This window comes from Leifsonia naganoensis, from assembly GCF_013410615.1.
GTDB classification, from domain to species: domain Bacteria; phylum Actinomycetota; class Actinomycetes; order Actinomycetales; family Microbacteriaceae; genus Leifsonia; species Leifsonia aquatica.
The window spans coordinates 1,391,494-1,408,189 of the sequence record NZ_JACCHJ010000001.1 but is presented as its reverse complement, the minus strand read 5'-3'; the positions used below and the strand labels follow the sequence as shown (position 1 = coordinate 1,408,189).

General features: G+C 69.9%; 22 protein-coding genes. 15 read left to right on the top strand and 7 right to left on the bottom strand.

Features of this window, described 5'->3' with window-relative positions; genetic code table 11:
- Nucleotides 1–165 precede the first annotated feature (165 nt).
- Nucleotides 166–330: a hypothetical protein gene (locus HNR14_RS06755; RefSeq protein WP_179700432.1), complete on the bottom strand. Its 165-nt coding sequence runs from the start codon at nucleotides 328–330 to the stop codon at nucleotides 166–168.
- A gap of 209 nt (nucleotides 331–539) precedes the next feature.
- Here HNR14_RS06755 and HNR14_RS06750 point away from each other — a divergent pair, with 209 nt between their 5' ends.
- From HNR14_RS06750 to HNR14_RS06700, 11 genes are all read left to right on the top strand, one after another.
- Nucleotides 540–1,247 carry a hypothetical protein gene (locus tag HNR14_RS06750; protein WP_179700431.1) on the top strand — a complete coding sequence of 236 codons (708 nt, stop codon included), beginning with the start codon at nucleotides 540–542 and terminating at the stop codon, nucleotides 1,245–1,247.
- A gap of 138 nt (nucleotides 1,248–1,385) precedes the next feature.
- Entirely contained in the window at nucleotides 1,386–1,865 is a 480-nt protein-coding gene (locus HNR14_RS06745; RefSeq protein ID WP_179700430.1) for a hypothetical protein, read from the top strand.
- Nucleotides 1,866–1,969: 104 nt separating this feature from the next.
- Nucleotides 1,970–2,569 carry a hypothetical protein gene (locus tag HNR14_RS06740; RefSeq protein ID WP_179700429.1) on the top strand — a complete coding sequence of 200 codons (600 nt, stop codon included), beginning with the start codon at nucleotides 1,970–1,972 and terminating at the stop codon, nucleotides 2,567–2,569.
- Nucleotides 2,570–2,728: 159 nt separating this feature from the next.
- Entirely contained in the window at nucleotides 2,729–3,205 is a 477-nt protein-coding gene (locus tag HNR14_RS06735) for a hypothetical protein (RefSeq protein ID WP_179700428.1), read from the top strand.
- Nucleotides 3,206–3,483: 278 nt separating this feature from the next.
- On the top strand, nucleotides 3,484–4,644 hold the full coding sequence (locus HNR14_RS06730) for an ABC transporter substrate-binding protein (RefSeq protein ID WP_179700427.1): 1,161 nt from the start codon (nucleotides 3,484–3,486) through the stop codon (nucleotides 4,642–4,644).
- A gap of 24 nt (nucleotides 4,645–4,668) precedes the next feature.
- Nucleotides 4,669–6,471, top strand: a complete 1,803-nt coding sequence (locus tag HNR14_RS06725) for an ABC transporter permease (RefSeq protein ID WP_179700426.1) — start codon at nucleotides 4,669–4,671, stop codon at nucleotides 6,469–6,471.
- Entirely contained in the window at nucleotides 6,468–7,325 is an 858-nt protein-coding gene (locus HNR14_RS06720) for an ABC transporter ATP-binding protein (protein WP_179700425.1), read from the top strand. The genes HNR14_RS06725 and HNR14_RS06720 overlap by 4 nt, the downstream gene beginning before the upstream one ends.
- A complete protein-coding gene (locus tag HNR14_RS06715; protein WP_021761102.1) occupies nucleotides 7,322–8,047 on the top strand; it encodes an ABC transporter ATP-binding protein in 726 nt (241 codons plus the stop codon). Before HNR14_RS06720 ends, HNR14_RS06715 begins: the two co-directional genes overlap by 4 nt.
- Entirely contained in the window at nucleotides 8,044–9,093 is a 1,050-nt protein-coding gene (locus tag HNR14_RS06710) for a putative FMN-dependent luciferase-like monooxygenase (protein ID WP_179700424.1), read from the top strand. The genes HNR14_RS06715 and HNR14_RS06710 overlap by 4 nt, the downstream gene beginning before the upstream one ends.
- A 28-nt stretch (nucleotides 9,094–9,121) precedes the next feature.
- The gene (locus tag HNR14_RS06705) at nucleotides 9,122–9,709 is read left to right on the top strand and encodes a CMD domain protein (protein ID WP_179700423.1); all 588 of its coding nucleotides are present in this window, start codon (nucleotides 9,122–9,124) and stop codon (nucleotides 9,707–9,709) included.
- Nucleotides 9,706–10,311 carry an alkylhydroperoxidase domain protein gene (locus tag HNR14_RS06700; RefSeq protein ID WP_179700422.1) on the top strand — a complete coding sequence of 202 codons (606 nt, stop codon included), beginning with the start codon at nucleotides 9,706–9,708 and terminating at the stop codon, nucleotides 10,309–10,311. Before HNR14_RS06705 ends, HNR14_RS06700 begins: the two co-directional genes overlap by 4 nt.
- Before the next feature lie 8 nt (nucleotides 10,312–10,319).
- Here HNR14_RS06700 and HNR14_RS06695 read toward each other — a convergent pair whose 3' ends face one another.
- Genes HNR14_RS06695 through HNR14_RS06670 form a run of 6 tightly spaced genes read right to left on the bottom strand, consistent with a single transcriptional unit; the run spans nucleotide 10,320 to nucleotide 13,058 of the window.
- Nucleotides 10,320–10,919, bottom strand: coding sequence for a DUF1349 domain-containing protein (locus HNR14_RS06695; protein ID WP_179700421.1), 600 nt, complete (start codon nucleotides 10,917–10,919; stop codon nucleotides 10,320–10,322).
- A 10-nt stretch (nucleotides 10,920–10,929) separates the two neighbouring features.
- Nucleotides 10,930–11,562 (bottom strand): hypothetical protein, encoded by a 633-nt coding sequence (locus HNR14_RS06690; protein WP_179700420.1) that lies wholly within the window; start codon nucleotides 11,560–11,562, stop codon nucleotides 10,930–10,932.
- Complete coding sequence (locus tag HNR14_RS06685; RefSeq protein WP_179700419.1) at nucleotides 11,559–12,131, bottom strand: DUF6286 domain-containing protein; 573 nt, start codon at nucleotides 12,129–12,131, stop codon at nucleotides 11,559–11,561. The genes HNR14_RS06690 and HNR14_RS06685 overlap by 4 nt, the downstream gene beginning before the upstream one ends.
- Nucleotides 12,128–12,445 carry a hypothetical protein gene (locus HNR14_RS06680; protein ID WP_179700418.1) on the bottom strand — a complete coding sequence of 106 codons (318 nt, stop codon included), beginning with the start codon at nucleotides 12,443–12,445 and terminating at the stop codon, nucleotides 12,128–12,130. The genes HNR14_RS06685 and HNR14_RS06680 overlap by 4 nt, the downstream gene beginning before the upstream one ends.
- Nucleotides 12,442–12,633, bottom strand: coding sequence for a hypothetical protein (locus HNR14_RS06675; RefSeq protein ID WP_021765496.1), 192 nt, complete (start codon nucleotides 12,631–12,633; stop codon nucleotides 12,442–12,444). The genes HNR14_RS06680 and HNR14_RS06675 overlap by 4 nt, the downstream gene beginning before the upstream one ends.
- Complete coding sequence (locus tag HNR14_RS06670) at nucleotides 12,630–13,058, bottom strand: Asp23/Gls24 family envelope stress response protein (protein WP_179700417.1); 429 nt, start codon at nucleotides 13,056–13,058, stop codon at nucleotides 12,630–12,632. Before HNR14_RS06670 ends, HNR14_RS06675 begins: the two co-directional genes overlap by 4 nt.
- A gap of 196 nt (nucleotides 13,059–13,254) precedes the next feature.
- On the opposite strand from HNR14_RS06670, the gene HNR14_RS06665 reads away from it, so the two are divergent.
- From HNR14_RS06665 to HNR14_RS06650, 4 genes are all read left to right on the top strand, one after another.
- Entirely contained in the window at nucleotides 13,255–13,818 is a 564-nt protein-coding gene (locus tag HNR14_RS06665; protein ID WP_039924208.1) for an RNA polymerase sigma factor, read from the top strand.
- Entirely contained in the window at nucleotides 13,815–14,408 is a 594-nt protein-coding gene (locus HNR14_RS06660) for an Asp23/Gls24 family envelope stress response protein (RefSeq protein WP_179700416.1), read from the top strand. Before HNR14_RS06665 ends, HNR14_RS06660 begins: the two co-directional genes overlap by 4 nt.
- On the top strand, nucleotides 14,405–14,749 hold the full coding sequence (locus HNR14_RS06655; protein ID WP_179700415.1) for a hypothetical protein: 345 nt from the start codon (nucleotides 14,405–14,407) through the stop codon (nucleotides 14,747–14,749). Before HNR14_RS06660 ends, HNR14_RS06655 begins: the two co-directional genes overlap by 4 nt.
- A 114-nt stretch (nucleotides 14,750–14,863) precedes the next feature.
- A complete protein-coding gene (locus tag HNR14_RS06650) occupies nucleotides 14,864–16,669 on the top strand; it encodes a DEAD/DEAH box helicase (protein ID WP_179700414.1) in 1,806 nt (601 codons plus the stop codon).
- The last annotated feature ends 27 nt before the right edge of the window (nucleotides 16,670–16,696 follow it).

The following is a 16,696-nucleotide window of genomic DNA, read 5'->3' as shown; positions in this document are numbered from 1 at the left end:
TCAGCGGAGAGCGCTCACAAAAACCCTCGTCGCACACCGTATCGTCCGCGCCTTCAGTACGTACGGTGGGAAGGATCTCACCGAAGCTCCACGAACCCTAGGGAGCGATCGACACAGTCCGAACGGTGGTGACAACAGCGTGCTCGGTGTCGTAGCCCTGACAGATCAGTTGCTCAGAACGGCTACGACCATGGTGACGATGAGGCCGATCGAGCCGACAACGAAGACGAGGGTCGCCGCCACCACCAGCCGATGAATGATCCGGCGCTGATGCCCAGCCTTGGGGCTCGACGGGTCCACAACCAGCTTGGTCAGGATCGATTCCGTCATGCCGACGTACGGTTCATGTGGCTGGTATGCGTCCCCAGGATCATCCCCGGAAGGGTGAGGAGTACCCGCGTCCGGAGTCATGGATTGACCTTGGCCGTCCGCGGCCGGGTGGACGAGGCGCAGCGAGTCGCCGACGACGCACGCACGAAGGAGCGGGAGTCGGCATGTCGAATATCTCGGTCTACTAGTCTTTGACGGCAAGGAGCAAGATGAAGATTCGGGTGTTCGCATTCAGGTTTGACGAGCTCAGTCTGGGGACGCGGGTCCTGGTGACAAGTTCTATCTTGTCGACGGTCATAAGCGGAACCCTGACGACGTCGACCCTCTTGGGGCTGACGCAAACCTGGGTGACAGAGGCTGGGCCGATCGCGCGGACCGCCGTCCTATGGCTCGTTGCGGCACCGCTCGCCTGGGCCTTCTACGTTCTGATTCCGCTCTTCGCACTTCGGCTGACAACGCAGGGCCGGTTGCTCGGTCGGATCGGACTCAGCGTGGTCGCAGTGGCCGACTTCGTCCTTCTGTTTCAAACGGCGACACCGTTGTACTGGTGGGCCAACGTTGCGCTGACGGCAGCCGCGTGCCTCAGCGCGGTGCTCGCATGGTCGGTGCCGATCACGGCGGGAGGTCAGCGAGTCGCGCCGGGTCGCGACGATGGGGCCGTCGCGAGAAGCACGAGGCTCGCTCTTGTGCTGTTCGCTGTCGGAGGCCTCGTCGGACTCCACGCCGTCTACCTCCGGCGATCGTGGCGGTGCGTGCTCTACGTCGTGCTGCTCGCACTCGCCTTCGTCGGGAGCAACGGGCCGATCGGTCCGGTGATCGTAGCCGCGGTCCTCGTTCTGGTGATCAGTGATTTCCTCTGCCTGGATACGTGGGCCGCGGAGAGATCCCTCGCGCGCGCACTGAGCTACCGAGGTTGATGCTGGACCAGCCGTTCTGCTGGCTAAGGTGGGGCCGGGCCCGGGAGCGGACATCGAGCCACCTGGAAAACACGTCGGGTGAGAAGAGGGGTGGGGCGTCCGATGAGTCGAGGCCGAATGTGGCGGGGCGTTGCAAGTGTGGCTGTCCTCGGCCTTGCTATCGCCGTCCTCGTCCTGAATTTGAGACGCGCGGGGGCGAGTGGCGTCAGCGTCGTTCCGGCTGTCGTGATCGGGTTCGGCGTCTCGCTCCTCATCGCCTGCGCGATCATGGCGATCTGGGCCGTGCGAGTGACTGTGGCAATGCGTCGCATCCGTCGGCGCTCCGACAACGACCTCGTCGCCGCATCGCTTGATCGCGGGTCCCCGCGGGCGCTGGACATGTCGACGACGTCCACGGCTCCGAAGACGTGCGTCCTCGAGATCGGCGATGACTCTCTTCGCGTGTGGAGTTCAGGCTCGACACCGTTCGTCATTGGAACCTTGAACCGCGCCCACGTGCAGGACGTAGATATCACCTCCCGCTCTGATCACGCCGTTCATATCCTCCTCCGACGCGACCTGCGACCGAACGGCGTGACGGTCTTTCCCAATCGCTTTCGGCTTCTCCTGCCGATCTGATCCTCACGCACGCAGGCCCTGTCCCTCGCGACCGACTGCGGACGTCGCTCGGGGCTACTTCCGGCTAAGGGCCACTACTTTGCATTCAGAGGACCGAGACGACATTGAGTGATTCACATCCAGAGCTCGAATCGATAGTCAGCGAGATCGAACGCGAATTCGCGGATTGGGTTCACGTCGCGCGTGTACCTCTGATTGATGGGGCTGGCTATGTGGTTCGATTCACACCGGCCAACCCCGGCGCTGCCGTAGTAACAGTCGACCATTCTCTTGGCGTCTACACGATTGACGCCGCCACGAGCACATTCGATGGCTACGATGGCGTCGGCCGAGGGTCTGAATGGGCCCTCGCAATAGTGCAGGGCATCGGCAGGCGCGGGATGCGCGTGGAGAGAGTTACTCGCTTTGGACTGCCTTGGGGGCGTGCGACCCTACTCGGGGTCGACCCCCCGAACGCGAGCATCGACGCAAGGTTCTCGAGTCCTGGGTGCCGTGGGTGTCGGACGCTTCTGTGGCCCCTCATGAATGAACCCAGAATCAAGTGGCTTGCGTTCAAGCACGTCCATGACATCGATACACGCGTGGGCTTCTGGGATCTTCTGATGCGGAGGTCCATGGCTGTGAAGAAATGGTTGAGGCTCGCGCTTGGTGGACTCGTGTTCGTCGTCGTCGTCGGCGTCGTCTACGGGGTCTTGTCCCGATAGCGAGTCGGCAGCGGGCGGCAACGGGGAGTGCTGCGCGGACAGGTGTTCGCAGAACGCTCGACGCCTGGTAGAAAGTAGGACGTTGCAGCTGGTGGTCGTTGGCGCGCTGGCGCTCATCCGAGGAGTCACCGCCGGCACAACCGCCTTCCAGGAGTGACGATGAGACCAACTGCCCTCAGGGCGAGACCTGGCCACCTCGCGCGTTTCTGGCGGGACGCCCCTCTCAGCCTTCAGATCGCGTCCGGGTTGGTTTCGGCCACGGCCGTTCTCACGTTCGCCTGGGATGTCATTGCACTTGTCGGCGGCGGCCTGAGACCGCTGTCGATGGAGCAGATCTCACGGATGACCGCGGCAGGTGCGAACCCGAAAGGTGATGTGGGGGTGATCCTCATCTTCGTCGCGTTCGCCTTCGGGATCGTGATGGTGACGCTCGGACCCCTGGCGCTCGCGCTACTGGTCGTGATGAAGGTCAAAGAGGCCCGGATTGTCCTCGGGGTCGTCGCTGTTATCTACTTCCTCGCGGCCGTTTCGTCTGGCAACGTCGCCCTGGTCGTCTCGTCGACGGCACTCGTCGTGGCGTGGGGTCTGATGCTGTTCGCTCCGACGACCGCCTACCTCGGTTCCGAACCTTCGTAGCCTCCTTCCCCTCCAACGACTGTTCACCTTCGTCGAACACCGCATCTGCTTCGGAGACATGGCGTGAGCTGGTGCCGCGCCGCGAACGCGTAGTCCGCGGCTGGGGGCTGGCGGGGCCGGGCGGCGCGCGCGACGCGAGCACAAACTGGTGCCTTCGCGCAAACTTTGTGACGTCCATTGCGTGCCGCTACCGACTGTGACGGGGAGGGTCGCGGCGGGCTGCGGGGGAGTCCTAGCCTCGGGTCACCCCGACCCCCTCCCGTTCGAAGGACACCCCCATGAAGAAGTTCCTCCGTGGCGCGGCCGTTGTCTCCGTGGCCTCGCTCACCATCGTCGGCCTCGCCGCCTGCGCCAGCGACTCCGCGGCGTCGACGGACAGCTCGTCCGGGAAGAGCACGGTCTACTTCGGCGTCTCGGCCGCGACGACCGGCCAGTACGCGCAGTACGGCGAGCAGTTCAAGGAGGCCTTCGACCTGGCGGTCGAGCAGGTCAACGCGAAGGGTGGCATCGACGGGCACCCGGTCGCGCTCAAGTACGAGGACTCGCAGTCCGACCCGAAGCAGTCGGTGGCGGTCGCGCAGAAGTTCGTGGGCGACGACAGCATCAGCCTCGTCTTCGGCGACTACTCGTCGGCGGCCTCCATCCCGGCGTCACCGATCTACACCGCGGGCAAGCTGCTGCAGTACGGGTTCAACAACTCCAACCCCGACTTCACGGCCAAGGGCACGCAGTACCAGTGGTCGACCTCCATCACCACGAGCGCGACCTACACGTGGACGGCCGACTACATCAAGAAGCAGGGCATCGACTCGGTCGGCGTGACGTACCTGAACACCGCTGATTGGGGCATCCCCGCGTACGACGCGTTCAAGACCGAGGCGAAGAAGATCGGGCTCAAGATCGTCGACGCCGAGGGCGTGCTCGACACCTCCGACGACTACCGGCCGTCGCTGACGAAGGCCGTGGCCGACAAGCCCGAGGCGTTCGTGCACATCGGCTACGGCCCGGACGCGGCGAAGATCGTCACCCAGCTGCGCGCGATCGGCTACGACAAGACCTTCTACGGCGGCCAGGACGAGGAGTCGTTCGACGGCACCAAGGACGCCGAGGGAGCGATCAACGGGGCCGAGTTCCTCGCCTCCAACCCGGCGACCGAGGTGCAGGACTTCGTGAAGGCGTTCAAGAAGAAGTACCCGCAGGAGACCGAGGTCACGGGCTTCGAGGCCGGCGCCTACGACGCCCTCAACGTCGCCGTCGCGGCGGCGAAGATCGGCGGCACGAGCCGGGAGGGCATCCTCGCGGGCTTCAAGAAGGTCAAGGACGTGCCGAGCGTCGTCTACGGGAAGATCACCTTCGACCAGTCGACCCGCCGCGTCGCCTCGCCGCAGCTGACCCCGAGCATCCTGAAGGACGGAAGCTGGGTCGCGTACAACGGCTAGTCCGTCGACGCCACCGCACACACCATGCTCGACACTCTGATCGCCGGCCTGCTCCGAGGGAACGTCTACGCCCTCGGAGCGGTCGGCATCTCCCTCGTCTTCGGCGTCATGAACGTCGTCAACTTCGCGCAGTTCTCGTTCTTCGGCCTCGGCGCGATGCTGTCCTGGTTCTTCATCGTGAAGATCGGGCTCCCGTTCTGGCTCGCGCTGATCGTGGTGCTCGCCATCTGCGGCGCGCTCGGCCTGCTCATCAACGTGACCGTCGTCCGCCCGCTCGCGAAGTACCTGCCGCTGGCGGCGATGCTCTCCACGTACGCAATCTCGCTGATCCTGGACAACGCCTCGCAGATGGCGTTCAGCGCGCAGTTCCGCGTCTTCCCGGACGTGCTGCCGACCTCCAACCTGCACATCGGCAACATGCGGTTCGGCACCTCGGACGTCGTGATGCTCGGGACGACGGCGGTCATCATGATCGTGATGACGCTGTTCCTCAAGTACGGCAAGGTCGGCCGCGCCATCCGTGCGACGGCGCAGGACCAGGAGGCCGCCCTCCAGATGGGCATCCCCGTCGGCCAGGTGCAGCACGTGTCGTTCGTGATCGCGTCCGCGCTCGGCGGTCTCGCCGGCGTCTTCATCGCCCTCTACGTCGGCGTCGCGAACCCGACCTCGGGCCTGGATGTCGGCCTCACCGCGTTCGTCGCGGCCACGCTCGGCGGCCTCGGGTCGCTGGTGGGGGCGGTGATCGGCGGCTTCGTGCTGGGCGTGCTGGAAGCGTTCGGCATCCACTTCTTCGGCGACACGGCGCGCGAGATCATCGTGTTCGTCATCCTGATCGTGGTGCTCATCGTGCGTCCGGGCGGGCTGCTCGGCAAGGTGCCGCTGGTCTCGAGCGAACCGTTGACGGGCACCTTCCTCGGCAAGGGCCGCCCGATCCGCATCCCGCGCTGGGTGTGGCTGGCCGCGTTCGTCGTCGGCGGCGTCGTCATCCCGCTGGTCGCGAACGACTACGTGCTGACGACCGGCACCCAGGTCCTGATCTACGCGATCATCGCGGCCGGGTTCACCGTGACCGCCGGACAGGCGGGTGTGCTCGCCCTCGGCCAGGCGGGCCCGATCGCGATCGGCGCGTACGCCTCGGCGCTGCTCTCGCTGTACCTGCACTTCCCGTTCTGGGTCGCGCTGCCGGTCGCGGGGATCGTGGCCGCGGTCGTCGCGTCGATCCTCGCCTCGCCGATCTGGGGCGTGAAGGGCCACTACATCTCGATCGCGACGCTGGGCCTCGGCATCGCCATCGTCGCGGTGATCCAGCTGGTGCTGCCGCAGGGGCTCTACAACATCCCGGTGCCCGAGTGGTTCGGGACCCCGCTGAACACCCCGCAGGCGTACTACCTGATCGACTTCGGCGTGCTCGTGGTGACGCTGCTGGTCATGTGGCGGATCCGCGGATCGCACCTCGGCAAGGTGATCTCGTCGGTCGGCTCCGACGAGGTCGCAGCGCTCGCCTCCGGAGTCCGCGGGCGCAACTACAAGGCGCTCTCGTTCGCCGTCTCGGGCTTCTTCGCCGGTATCGGCGGCTCGCTGCTCGCGCACCAGTACACCTACATCGACCCGACGATCTTCACCATGCTGATGTCGCTGCTCGTGGTGACCATCGTGATCCTCGGCGGGATCAACCTGCCGTACGGCGCGGTGATCGGCGCGATCGTGCTGATCGGGGCGATGGAGCTGCTGCGCTTCACTCCCGAGCTGCGCATCATCGTCTACGGGCTGGTCCTCATCCTCGCGGTGCGGTTCCGGCCGGGAGGGATCCTGGTGAAGAACGCATGAGTGAGCCGCTGCTGGACGTGCGCGACCTCGCGCGCCACTTCGACGGCGTGAAGGCCGTGGACGGCATCTCCTTCTCGGTTGCGCCGGGGGAGGTCGTCTCGATCATCGGGCCGAACGGCTCGGGCAAGACCACCACGCTCAACCTGGTCACCGGCACGTTCCGCCCCAACAGCGGGACGATCTCGCTGGAGGGGGAGCGGATCGAGCGCGCCGACAGTGCGCGGATCGCCGAGCACGGCATCGCCCGCACCTTCCAGAACGGACGCGTCTTCGCGACCCTCTCCGTGGCGGACAACATCGAGGTCGGCCTCCACACGACCCTGCGGGCCAACCGCCCGTTCCGCCGGCTGTCGAACCTGTTCCTGCTGCGCTGGATCCCGCTGCTCGCCGAGCTGTACATCGCGATCGTCGGCACCCCGGCGTCCCGGCGCGAGCAGAAGGAGATCGCGGCGGTCGTCGAGTCCGAGATCGACCGGTTCGAGGCGCGCCTCGGGCCACGCCGTGACGACCCGGCCTACTCGCTCAGCTACGCCAACCGCCGGCGCACCGAGATCGCCCGCGCGCTGGCGCTCGCCCCCAAGCTGCTCGTGCTCGACGAGCCGACGGCCGGGATGAACCAGTCCGAGACGGCGGAGGTGCTCGAGCAGCTGCTGGAGCTCAAGGCGGCCGGGCAGACCATCCTGCTGGTGGAGCACAAGCTCGACCTCGTGATGACCGTCTCCGACCGCGTGATCGTGATGGACGGCGGCCGCATCATCGCCGAGGGCCGCCCGGACGAGGTGCGCGCGGACCCCGCCGTGGTGGAGGCCTACCTCGGCCGCCGCCGCGGCCTGGGAGGGGTGGACCTCAAGTGACCGAGCTGCTCGCACTGGACGACGTCAACGTCTACTACGGTCCCTTCCATGCGCTGCGGGGCAACTCGCTGACCGTGGGGGAGGGGGAGATCGTCTCGCTCCTCGGCGGCAACGCCAGCGGCAAGTCGACGACGATGAAGACCATCCTCGGCTTGGTCCGGCCGAAGACCGGCACCGTCCGGTTCGCCGGGGAGGACGTCACGCACGCCCCCACCCGCCGCCGGATCGCCGCCGGCATCGCCTCGGTCCCGGAGGCGCGGCGCGTCTTCCCCGAGATGACCGTCGACGAGAACCTCATCGCCGGCGCGTACACCCGGCGCGACAAGGCCGGCGTGGCCGAGGACCTCGACCGGATGCGCACCCACTTCCCCCGCCTCGCCGAGCGCCGCCGCCAGCAGGCCGGGACGCTGTCGGGCGGGGAGCAGCAGATGCTCGCGTTCGCCCGCGCCCTGATGAGCCGCCCGCGCCTGGTGTGCATGGACGAGCCCACGATGGGGCTGTCGCCGAAGCTCGTCGACCAGGTGCTCGACGAGATCGTGCGGATCAACCGCGAGCTCGGCGTCGCCGTGCTGTTCGTCGAGCAGCAGGCGGAGCTGGCGCTCTCCATCGCCTCCCGCGGCTACGTGCTCGCGACGGGCGCGATCGTGCTCGAGGGCACCGCGCAGGAGCTGCTCGACGACCCTCAGATCCAAGAGGCGTACCTCGGAAAGGCGGGACAGTGACCGGCACGGCCCAGCGACCCCAGCGGCTCGGGTTCTTCACCCGGCTGCTCGACGACGGGAGCGCGCTCGACCGCTACCGCAACGCGATCGACCAGTTCGCGCGGGCGGAGGAGGTCGGGCTCGACAGCGTCTGGGTCGCCCAGCACCACTTCCACGAAGGCGAGGGCGGCCTCCCGTCGCCGTTCGTGCTGCTCGCGCAGGCGGCGGCGCGCACCTCCCGCATCCACCTCGGCACCGGCATCGTGACGCTGCCGCTGGAGGAGCCGCTGCGCGTCGCGGAAGACGCCGCCGTGCTGCAGCTGCTCTCGGGCGGACGGGTCGAGCTCGGGATCGGTTCGGGAGGCACGCCCTCCTCGTTCCCGCCGTTCGGGCACGAGTCGGGCGACCGCGCCGCGATCTACGACCGGCACCGCGAGACGCTGGTGGCCGCCCTGCGCGGGGACGAGCTCACGTCGGACGGCGGCGCGCTGTATCCCGCCGCACCCGACCTGCTCGGGGCGATCTGGGAGGCGACCTTCTCGGCCGCGGGCGCCGAGCGCATCGGGCGCCGGGGCAACGGCCTCATGCTCTCCCGTACCCAGCCGCGGAAGAACTGGACCGACCCGACCTCCCCCGAGCTGCAGGAGGCCATCGTCGACGCCTACCTGGCGGCGCTGCCCGAGGGCGTCGAGCCGCGCATCCTGGCGTCCCGCTCCGCGCTCGTCGTCGACACCGAGGCGGAGGCGGCGGCGTGGATCCGGCGCGGCATCGACCGCGGGCGCAGCTTCATCGACGCCCAGGGGCTGGAGGTGCCGGCCGGGGTCTCCGACGCCGAGCTGCTGGCCTGGCTCGATGTGCACATCGGGACGCCGGAGCAGGTGCTGGCGACGCTGCGCGCCGACACGATCCTGGCGCGCGCGACCGACGTCGCCTTCCAGCCGCATCCCATCGACCCGCCGCACGCCGCGGTGCTGCGCTCCCTCGAGCTCATCGCCGCCGAGGTCGGGCCCGCACTCCTCGACTGGACGCCGGCGCTCCCCGCGCCCGTGACTCACACGAACCGCTGACTCCCGCGAACCACCGAAAGGACCGTCCATGCCCACCGACGTCATCGACCAGCTGGTCGGCATCGCCCCCGGCGACGCCCTCGACGCCCTCCGCGACCAGCGGCCGAACGCGCGCGCCAACGCGCAGGCCAGCTACGACGCCCTCTTCCATTCCGACGAGCGAGAGGAGGTCGGCCAGCGCGAGCGGCTCGCCGTCGCGTACTGGGCGGTCGCGCTCTCGCAGTCGCCGACCGCCTCCCACTACCGCGAGCTGCTCGCGGCGGAGGATGCCGACCTGCTCGCCGCGCTCGACGCCGCCCTGCCCGGGGCGCTCACCGAGGGACCGTACGGCGACTACCCCGCCGGGCCGCTGACCGTCGAGAACGTCGCGGGGCTCGTGTGGACCCCGGACGCGGCGCTCTCCGCGGCGGCCGGCGAGCGTCTCGCCGCCGCCCTCGCCCACACGCATCTGCTCGTCTACCGCCCACGCGACTCGTCGGCCGACGCCCTGCAGGCACTGCTCGACGCCGGCTGGTCCACGACCGGCATCGTCACGCTGTCCCAGCTCGTCGCGTTCCTCAGCTTCCAGCTCCGCGTCGTCGCGGGGCTCACCGTCCTGAAAGGAGAGCTCGCATGAGCGGCACCGTCATCCGGCACGACGTCGAGGCCCCCAACGCCTTCACCCAGGCCGAGCTCGGCTGGGAGGCGTGGCTGGAGCCGCTGCCCCTCGACGAGCTGACCGAGCGGCACTACGAGGGGCTCGTCGACAAGGGCCGGGCGAACAGCCCGTACTTCCGCCTGCTCGTGCGCGACCCCGACATCCTGGGCGCCCGCACCCGCACCGACAACGACATCTTCTACAACGAGAAGGGCGGCCTCACCCGCGCGCTGCGCGAGCTCTCGGCCGCCAGCGCCTCCCGCACCAACGGCTGCATCTTCTGCGCGTCGGTCCACTCCCGCTTCGCGACGCACAAGTCCAAGCGGCCGGACGACGTGCAGCGTCTGCTCGACGAGGGGCCGGCCGGGCAGCAGGACGACCCGCAGTGGCGCGCCGTCATCGACGCGTCGGTCGCCCTCACCGTGATCCCGGGCGCGTTCGGCCCCGAGCACGTGCGGCAGCTCCGGGAGGCCGGGCTCGACGATCTGGCGATCATCGACGCGATCAACGGTGCGGCCTTCTTCAACTGGGCCAACCGGCTCATGCTGTCGCTCGGGGAGCCGACGCCGCCGGCCGAGTAGGGCGGGGCTCAGTCGCCGTTGCGGAAGTCGCCCGGCACGTCGGTGGAGTACGCGATCGTGTCGAACGCGGCGACACAGGTGTCGCCCATCGGCGCCTGCGACAGGAAGCCGACGTTCACCGGGCCGTCGTAGTCGAGCCGGAAGACGCGCACGAAGTCCCAGGTCACGCCGTCGCGCGAGGAGTGGAACGCCCAGCCGGTGCCGGAGCGGACCACGCGCAGGAACACGTGGTCGTCGGTGACGATCGTCGAGTTGCAGTCGTCGGAGAACGTGTTGGTGACGACGGACACGACCATCGGCTGCCCCTGCGGCGAGTTCTCGAAGCAGAGCTTCGCCCAGTGGTCCCGGTCGCCCCAGATCGCGAGCACGCCGGCGTCGAAGGTGGTGCGCGGGGACGTCACCCGCACCCGCGCACTGAGCGCGAAGTCCTCGGTCGGCGTGAAGCCGAGCGAGGTCGCCGCGTGCTGCTGCGGGCCCCCGAAGGCGTCGTTGGTCCAGTCGCTCCCGGCGGCGGCCGTCACGACGACCTCACCGCCCGCGGTCTGCTCGGCCTGTCCTGCTCCGTTGCTCCACGTCAGCGGCGGGAGGTTTTCGACGACAACTGTCATGCGAACCAGGCTAGGGGATGGGACGCACCGCCGTGACGGAGGTGTCGACCCGGGCGGGGGTGCGGACGCGTGCCCGGAAGCCTCCCGTCAGCTGCGCGAAGACCGTCGGCTGCGTGCCGAGCGCATCCCCGAGCCGGAGGACCGCGTCGTCGATCGCGTCGACGATCGTGCGAGGAGAGGCGCCGCGCCGGCAGTCGACCGTCACCTTGAGCGCGGGCTGCCGCCGCACGCGGTACGCGCTGACGGCGACGCCGGCCACGCCGGGCACGGTGCGCAACCGCTCGACGAGCAGGCTGGCGGGCACGGCGGTATCGATCTCGATCCCGCCGTCCTCGCCGCGGGCGCGCACGACCGTGGCCGTCGAACCGCCGCCCTGCCGGAGCACGAAGTCGAGAAGCAGCACGATGACGACCACGGCGACGGCCAGGGCGATCACGGCGGCGAGGCTCACGGTGGTCCCCGTCCACAGCGGCCGGCCGAAGACGTCGTCCGTCCAGGTCAGCGCTGCGGTGCCCCACTCGCGCCAGAGCCCACCGGCACCGGGAACCACGAGCAGCCAGACGAGGGATGCGGCGACCGCGAGGGCGAGCAGCCCCACGACGGCGAGCAGTGCGCGGTTGAGCGCGCGATTGGTGGTGTTCACGATCCGACCTTTCCTGCCGCGGAGACGAGCACGGCGACGCGGACCGGCCGTGCCGGCCCTGCCTGGGCGAACTCTTCGGAGACGGCGGCGCGGACCGCGTCCCGATCGACACGCGTGCCGGTGACCGGCACGACGCGGACGGTGGCGGTGCGGCGACCGAGCGACACGCTCACGGCATCGGCGGAGACGGCGGCGGTCCTGGCCGCGGTGCGGGCGAGCGCCGAGGCGAGCATGGTGTCGTCCGCGACAACGATCGCGTGCTCGGCGTCCAGCGCGCGGCGCGCCCGGCGACCGGGCAGCAGCGCGACGGCGAGCAGCAGGACGCCGACGAGCCCGGCCACCACGGCGACCGCGATGACGGAGGCTGCTGGAGCGTCGGGCGCTCCGGCGACGGAGGTCAGCATCCCGCGCGGCGACAGGAGGAGTGGATGGGCGCCCAGGAGTGACAGCACGCCCTCGGTCGCGACCCAGGCGATCACCAGGGCCGCGCACAGCGCGACGATCACGGCGGCTGTCGACCGCGGCGAGTGCGTCTCGCGACGCACGATGCGGGTGGCGGGGGAGCTCATCGCACTCTCCTTTCCTTGATGACGGCGGACGTGGCGCGGACATCGACGCGTGCGACCTCCAGGCCCGTGAGCTCCGCGAGCCGCCGGCGGGCCTCCGCGGCGGCGTCGGCCAGCCGGACGGTCAGCCCGCCGCCGGACGCGTCGCCGAGGGGCGGCAGCGCCACGGGCGACTGCACGCGGACCGCGAGCGCGCCGCCGGTGTCCGAGATGCGCACGGAGGTCTCCGCGACGCGGACGCCGAGCGCCTCGGCCGCGACCGCCCGCGCGAGGCGCTCCAGCGCCTTGGGTGCGAAGCGGTCGCGCCCGGCCGTCATGACGACGAGCGGCGGCCGCGCAGCGCGTCGGCCAGACGTGCCACGTCGATCTCGCCGCTGAGCAGGCGCCCGACGAGGTAGCCGACCAGCATCGCGGCGGCCACGCCGAGGAACACCCAGAAACCGAACACGGCCCAGACGACGGCGAGCGCGCCGGCGACCAGGACGCCGAACCGGGCGGAGGTCACTGGACTCGCGCCTCCTGCCCGTCCTCATCGTCGTCGGACGGCAGGTGCACGTCGTTGATCGTCACGTTGACCTCGGTCACCTGGAGCCCGACGATCTGCTCGATCGCCTGGGTGATGGCGGTGCGCACGTCGGCGGCGACCTTCTGGAGGGCGACGGGGTACTCGGCGACGATGGTGACGTCGGCGGCGACCTGCGTCTCGCCGACCTCGACGCTGATGCCCTGACCCATATCGGTGGCGTTGATGGCCTCCCGGATCGCTCCGAAGGCACGGGCCGCACCGCCGCCCAGCGCGAACACGCCGGGGACCTCACGGGCCGCGATGCCGGCGACCTTCGCGACGACGGCGTCGTTGATGACCGTCCTGCCCTGCGCCGACACGATGCTCGATCCGGCCGTGGTCGTGGTGGTCGTTGTGTTTGCCATGCGTGATCCTTCCCTCTGTCCGCGGGGACGTCCCGCGGTGGTCACCGTGGTGACTCCTACTGCTGGGACGGGCGCAGGCGTGCATTCGTCACGCTCCCGCACGAAGTTTTTTCTGTCGACCGCGCTCGGCGTGCTGATCGCCTGTCTAACATGATGCGTGTGGTCGCTCAAGAGACCGCCGAGCAGAGGGGGTGCTGTGCCGAGGTCCAGCGTGTCCGAGCTGTGGGAGGCGGCCGACGGCCTCCTCGCCGGTCGCGCGGCCGACGGCGACACCGTCGCGTTCGAGGTGCTGGTGCGCCGGCACGGTCCGCTGATGCGCGCCTACGCCGCCCGGATGCTGGGGTCGACCGACGAGTCGGACGACGTCGTGCAAGAGACGTTCGTCACCGCGTGGCGGCGGCTCGGCGAGCTGGACGAGGGCGCGGCGGTCAAGAGCTGGCTGATGCGCATCCTGAGCCGACGGTGCATCGACCGCATCCGCGTGCGCCACGAGCACGACGACATCACGGAGCTCGACGCACCGGCACCGGCGCGCGAGGAGCCGAGCCGGCTGGCCGAGACGCACTCCGCGACGGAGGCGCTCGGCGCGGCGCTCGATCAGCTCCCCGAGCTGCAGAGGCGATGCTGGGTGCTCCGCGAAGTGGGGCAGTACAGTTACGACGACATAGCGGAGGAGCTCGGCATCCCCGCATCCACGGTGCGCGGCCAGCTCGCCCGCGGCCGCAAGAAACTGCTCGAGGCGATGGAGGACTGGCGATGACCGATCCGCTCCTCCCGCCCGACGAACTGATCGACGGGCACACCCTCGACCAGCTGAGCGACTACCTCGCCGCCGGGCGGCAGCCCGCCGACCCGACGATCGACGACTCGCCCCAGTGCCGGGCCGCGTTGACCGCCCTGGAGCGGCTCGGCCGCGCCACGCAGGACCTGTTGGACGAGGAGGCCGCGGCCAGCCCCGCCGACGACGACTGGGTGGGGCGCATCCTCACCGGCATCCGGCTCGACGTGCAGTCGGGCCGCCGCATCCCCATCGCGCATCCCGACCCCGCCGCCGACCTGGCTCTGACCGAGGGCGCGGTCCGCGCTCTCGTGCGGGGCGTCGGCGACGAGATCGACGGCGTGCTCGTCGGGCGGTGCCGGCTGGACGGCGAGGTGGAGACGCCCGGGGCGCCGGTCGCCGTCCACATCGAGATCTCCGTGCGCTACGGGGTGTCGATGACAGAGACGGCCGAGGCGGTGCGCAACGCGGTCGCCGCGGAACTCGCCCGGCACGCCGAGCTGACGATCACCTCCGTCGACGTGCTCGTCACGGACGTGCGGGAGCCCCGCACCGGAAAGGACGCGCGATGAGCGGCACGCTCGCGACCGACGGCACCGCGCCCGATGCCGGGTCGACCGCGGCGCTCTCCGCCCTCATCCTCGAGGTCGACGGCGTCGCCACGCTGTACCCGGCGGCCTCCCCGGCCGGCCAGGTGGTCGCGGCGATCGGCTCGGCCCTCACCGCCGGCCCGGCGGATCCGGGAACGGTGCTCGTGAGCGGCGACCGCATCCGCGTGCGCATCGGCGTGGACGGCGTCGACGCGGCCGGCGAGGTGTGCCGGCGCGTCTACGACGTGGTGCGCGACTGGGCCGCGTCGACGGGCCGCGCGGGCGCCGTCATCGACGTCACGGCCGCCACCATCGGCGGCTGACGCGCGACATTCGTGCCGAATGTCGACTTTGACGGCGCGTATCCCCACATTCGGCACGAATGTGCAGCACCCGCTCGCGGCGCGCTCGCAGCCCGCAGGGACTACCGTTGGACGATGACCACGTCCGATTCCGTGCCCAGCGAGGCCGAGACCGCCGAAGCCGCGTTGACCTTCTCCGACCTGGGGCTCGACAGCGCTGTGCTGAAGGCCCTGAAGGACGTCGGCTACGAGACCCCGTCCGCGATCCAGGCGGCCACCATCCCCCTCCTCCTGGAAGGCCGCGACGTCGTCGGGCTCGCCCAGACCGGAACGGGCAAGACCGCCGCGTTCGCGCTGCCGATCCTCTCCCGCCTCGACCTCTCGCAGAAGACCCCCCAGGCGCTCGTGCTCGCGCCCACCCGTGAGCTCGCGCTGCAGGTCGCGGAGGCGTTCGAGAGCTACGCCGCGCACCTCAAGGGCGTCCATCTCCTCCCCGTCTACGGCGGCCAGGGCTACGGCGTGCAGCTCTCGGCGCTGCGCCGCGGCGTCCACATCGTCGTGGGCACGCCCGGCCGCATCATGGACCACCTCGACAAGGGCACCCTCGACCTCTCTGCGCTCAAGTACCTGGTGCTCGACGAGGCCGACGAGATGCTGAAGATGGGGTTCGCGGAGGATGTGGAGACCATCCTCGCCGATACGCCCGACGACAAGCAGGTCGCCCTCTTCTCGGCGACGATGCCCGCGCAGATCCGTCGCATCTCGAAGAAGTACCTGCACGACCCCGAAGAGATCACGGTCAAGTCGAAGACCACCACGTCGGCCAACACGACGCAGCGCTACCTGGTCGTCTCGTACCCGCAGAAGGTGGATGCGCTCACCCGCATCCTCGAGGTCGAGAACTTCGAGGGCATGATCATCTTCGTCCGCACCAAGAACGAGACGGAGACCCTCGCCGAGCGGCTCCGCGCCCGCGGGTACTCGGCGGCCGCCATCAACGGCGACGTCGCCCAGGCCCAGCGCGAGCGCACCGTCGACCAGCTCAAGTCGGGCAAGCTCGACATCCTGGTCGCCACCGACGTGGCGGCGCGCGGACTCGACGTCGAGCGCATCAGCCACGTGGTCAACTTCGACATCCCGATCGACACCGAGTCGTACGTGCACCGCATCGGCCGCACCGGCCGCGCGGGCCGCAGCGGCGCCGCGATCAGCTTCGTCACGCCGCGCGAGCGCCGGCTGCTCACCGCGATCGAGAAGGCGACCCGCCAGCCGCTCACGCAGATGCAGCTCCCGAGCGTCGACGACGTCAACACCACCCGCCTCGCCCGCTTCGACGACGCGATCACGGAGGCCCTCGGCCAGGAGGACCGCATCTCGCGGTTCCGGGACATCATCGCCCACTACGTCGAGCATCACGACGTGCCCGAGGCGGACGTCGCGGCGGCGCTCGCCGTGGTCGCCCAGGGTGAGGAGCCGCTGCTGCTCAGCGGCGACGACGCGCTGACCCAGCGGGTCGAGCGCGACTCCCGCTCCGAGGACCGCGGGGGGCGTTCGGACCGTGGAGGCCGTGCCGGCGACCGCGACGGTGCCCGCGGTGATCGTGCCGCGCGCCGTGAGCGCAGCGACAAGACGATGGCGCCCTACCGCATCGAGGTGGGCAAGCGGCAGCGCGTCGAGCCGCGCCAGATCGTCGGCGCCCTCGCGAACGAGGGCGGCCTGAGCCGCGACGACTTCGGGCACATCCGCATCATGCCCGACTTCTCCATCGTCGAGCTGCCCGCCGACCTCCCGGGCGACACGCTCTCGCGCCTGTCGGGCACGCGGATCAGCGGCAAGCTGATCGAGCTGCGCCCCGACCGCGGCGCCGGCGCGCGCCGCGAGTCCCGCGGTCGCGACGACCGCGGCCGCGACGAGCGGCCGCCGCGCAAGCCCCGCCACTGACCCGCGCGCCGACATTCGTCACGAATG